This window comes from Arthrobacter sp. Hiyo1 (genome assembly GCF_001263615.2).
Classification (GTDB): Bacteria; Actinomycetota; Actinomycetes; order Actinomycetales; family Micrococcaceae; genus Arthrobacter.
This window is the reverse complement of sequence record NZ_DF952470.1, coordinates 389,874-392,372: the sequence shown is the minus strand read 5'-3', so window position 1 is coordinate 392,372 and position 2,499 is coordinate 389,874. Positions and strand designations below refer to the sequence as shown.

Here is a 2,499-nt window from a genome sequence, read left to right as displayed (position 1 = left end):
CGGAACCGCAGCGCCCGGCGGCCGAGACGTACGCGCCGGGCACCGCCGTCGAACTCTCCACCCAGCTGCAGGCGTGGATGGTGTTGGAAGCCGCCGCGCGCGTCCAATAATTGTCAGTGCCGGGGCCTAGTCTGGAGCTGTGAACCCGATCCCGAGCCCGATACCCGTCACTCTGGTCGGTGCGCCGCCGGAATGGTGGCAGATCGTTGGCGCGCTCAGCCCGCTCGCTGTCCTTGTCGCGGCGATGGTTGCCGCGATCGTAGGCCTCCTGTCCCTGCGGCAGAAGGCGCGCGCGGATGACAGGTCCGAGTGGTGGCGCCGCGCCCAATGGGCCCTCGACGCGTCCCTGTCCCGCAGCCGCTCCGAAGCCGAAATGGGTCAAAAAGCCATCGAAATTCTGGGCCACAGCGAACTCGCGTCACGGGAGGAACTCTCGCTCCTCAAAGTCGGCACTGAGGACGCGCTCCTGGCAGCCGCCACGGCGTCCGAACCCCGCGCCGTCGTCCCCTCACAGCGTCCCGCCTCGGTGGGCGCCGAGGACCGCAAGGTGCAGATCGCCGCTGCCAAGGCCAGGGTCTTGCTAGATAAGCGGCTCGGTGAGGACAGTCCAGGCTGGATCGTCGCCCTATCCCGGGAGAAGTCCGAGTAGGTCCTACTCTGCCACCGCGGGCTTTTTCTTCTGCGGATACGGGGTCTCCTGCCTCGCCAACATCTCGACAAAGCCAGCAATCTTCCTGGCCCGCGTCTCCGCCTTCTTCACCGAGTTGGTGCGGTAGATCAGGGAATAGCGGTTGACCGCGGTCAGCACATCGAACATCGCCTGGGCTTCGGGAACCGCGGCGATGGCGGCAGCGAGGTCCTCGGGGACTTCCGCGTCCGCTTGGCCCACATAGGCAGCTTCCCAACGACCGTCCGCCTTGGCGCTGTCGACGGCGGCCCATCCGGCCGGAGTCATCTTGCCTTCAGTTTCCAAACGGGCAATGTGCCCCACGTTCCGCTTGGACCATGGGCTTTTGGGGCCGCGGCGGGTCATGCGCTGGAAGACGCTTTCGTCGTCGCGCCTTCTGCCTTGGCCGTCGATCCAGCCGAAGCAAAGCGCTTCATCCAAGGCCGCGGCGTAATCGAGTTCCGTCACGTTGCCGCCCTTCTTGTGCAGCACGAGCCACACGCCCGGGCTATCGGCGCCGTTCTTTTCGAGCCAGGACCGCCACTCGGCAGCATCTTTGACGATCAGTTCTTCAAGTTCAACAGCCATGGCCCCATTCTGGTGCCAGCTAGGCTGTGGCGAAAGCCCACTGACTTCACGCCCAACCCTCGCTCACCTATATGGGCCCTTACCCCGACGCTCGCTCACGTATATCGGCCTTTCCGGAAACGCTCGCTCAGATCATCTGAGCGAGGGATCCCGAGTTTGGCCACATACGTGAGCGAGCGTCGCCCGATTCGACGACATAAGTGAGCGAGCGTGCAGGAGTTTGGCTCGACGCAATCCTGGCTGTCTGATTCGTACGGCATGGAACAGCACGGGATGGGGTAGAACTTAACCATGAGTGTTCGTACCCCTGACCCGTACTCCGGCTGGCTTTCCGATGAAGACCTCTTCGAAGCCCGCGGCCGCCTCCCCATGGTTTACGTGGAGGCGGTTCCCGTACGTCTGGATCCGCTCGGATTCGTCAACGAGGTAGGCACCCTTCTGCAAGGCGACGCTGACGGCACCATGGTCCGTTCCTTCGTGTCCGGCCGCGTGCTGTATCGCGAAACTATCCGGGCCGCGCTGTTGCGCCACATGGAAAAGGACCTCGGCCCGCTGGCCTTCCCGCAATTGCCCGTCAGTCCCGTGCCGTTCACGGTGGCCGAGTACTTCCCGGCACCGTCGCAGACCGGCTTCACGGACGACCGCCAACACGCCGTGTCCCTTGTTTACGTCATCCCCGTGACGGGCGAGTGCGAACCTCGCCAGGACGCCCTCGAGCTGACGTGGATGACTCCGCAGGAAATCCTCAGCGACGACGTCCAGCAGGAATTCAGCGGCGGCCGCGGCAATCTGGTGCGCCAGGCTCTGGCCTTCGCCGGCGTCGGACAGTAGCCCGCGCAGTTAGTAGCGGCAGCGCGGGTAATAGCCGCCTCCCCGATTTGCTCGGTGGGGTTTTATAGACTGTTGGGCGGACCCCAAGAGAACCAAAGGACTTCCGATGACTCACAGCCCAGCCGACCAGCAGTACCGTGAAAAGCAGGCTGGGGCCCTGCAAATCGGGGACTACCTGTTCCTCCCTGGTGATGGTCCCGCGGAGCAAATCACCCAGATTGAGCTCGAACACGACGATTTTGGCGTGCCCGCGCTCATCCTGGTGACCACGCTCGACGGCGGGAACGTGCGGATCGCGATCGGGTCCAGCGTTCCGGTGGGCGAAGCGACCGCCATCCCGGACGTCGCCGACACGCCGCTCGCCGAAGTTCCGGCCCGCTCGGCGAAGAGCCGGCCCTGGAGCCGGATACTAG

At 64.6% G+C, this 2,499-nt stretch carries 4 protein-coding genes; 3 read left to right on the top strand and 1 reads right to left on the bottom strand.

Going from position 1 to position 2,499, the window contains the following annotated elements; translation table 11 throughout:
• The first annotated feature begins 139 nt into the window (after positions 1 to 139).
• On the top strand, positions 140 to 649 hold the full coding sequence (locus AHiyo1_RS10700; RefSeq protein ID WP_059388555.1) for a hypothetical protein: 510 nt from the start codon (positions 140 to 142) through the stop codon (positions 647 to 649).
• Between the two features lie 3 nt (positions 650 to 652).
• Here the strand turns inward: AHiyo1_RS10700 and AHiyo1_RS10695 are convergent, their stop codons facing one another.
• Complete coding sequence (locus tag AHiyo1_RS10695; protein WP_059388554.1) at positions 653 to 1,255, bottom strand: YdeI/OmpD-associated family protein; 603 nt, start codon at positions 1,253 to 1,255, stop codon at positions 653 to 655.
• 291 nt (positions 1,256 to 1,546) lie between these two features.
• On the opposite strand from AHiyo1_RS10695, the gene AHiyo1_RS10690 reads away from it, so the two are divergent.
• Together AHiyo1_RS10690 and AHiyo1_RS24700 are read left to right on the top strand one after the other, a co-directional pair.
• Positions 1,547 to 2,086: an NUDIX hydrolase family protein gene (locus AHiyo1_RS10690; protein WP_059388553.1), complete on the top strand. Its 540-nt coding sequence runs from the start codon at positions 1,547 to 1,549 to the stop codon at positions 2,084 to 2,086.
• A 106-nt stretch (positions 2,087 to 2,192) separates the two neighbouring features.
• Positions 2,193 to 2,499 (top strand): DUF6707 family protein (locus AHiyo1_RS24700; protein ID WP_340639312.1); only part of this gene is annotated, 307 nt, incomplete at its 3' end.